1 protein-coding gene is annotated in these 704 nt (G+C 34.9%); it reads left to right on the top strand.

The annotated features are described in order from the left end of the window. Positions 1-131 precede the first annotated feature (131 nt). Positions 132-665: a hypothetical protein gene (locus Xvie_RS20445; protein WP_086110895.1), complete on the top strand. Its 534-nt coding sequence runs from the start codon at positions 132-134 to the stop codon at positions 663-665. Positions 666-704: the final 39 nt, after the last annotated feature.

Raw genomic sequence — 704 nt, forward strand, 5'->3', positions numbered from 1 at the left:
TGATGTTGATTTTGAGGGAGAGTGTTTTTTAAAAAATTAATCTTTATAGGAATTCTATTGTCATAATATATGTGAGTTTTAGGTGCAATCAATAATGAAAAGATAAATATAGTATAAACAGGAGAAAATATATGAAAATAAGAGATAATAATTTTTCTTTAAAGATGATTGGAATGACTAATGTCGTGTTTAATGTTACTGATCATTATATTACCAGCGGTCAAGGGTGGGAAGGTGTTACCGTATCAGATGATTCAGAAGGGTGTACTTTTCTTGTAAGAGCGGGGCGAAAGGGGTCATCGGATACGGCGGATTGGTTTAACAATAAGATAGCTGGGGGAAATGCGATTGCGTGTGATACTTTTGCAACGTTACCGAGTAAATTGAATTTTGCATTCATAGGTGATCTGTCATTTGAACATGGTGGAAATAAATATTCAGGTACCGATATCGTTATAGCGCAAGGGCATAATGCTAGATCTAGAAATAATTGGTGGCTTGGTGGTAAACATATGTCAAAAATTGCAGATCTTCCCTTAGATATCTATGAACTTCAGGGGCAGAAATTTAACGAATCTGGTGGTGGTTTTGTTGAAGCGATAGTGACTTTCGGGGTGAAAACCGGCTGTGTATCAAATATGTCCGTGGGAATTCTGGGGATATAATTATTATAGTGATTTATGATTTTTAGTAGATTATTAATA

Source organism: Xenorhabdus vietnamensis (assembly GCF_002127535.1).
Lineage (GTDB): Bacteria > Pseudomonadota > Gammaproteobacteria > Enterobacterales > Enterobacteriaceae > Xenorhabdus > Xenorhabdus vietnamensis.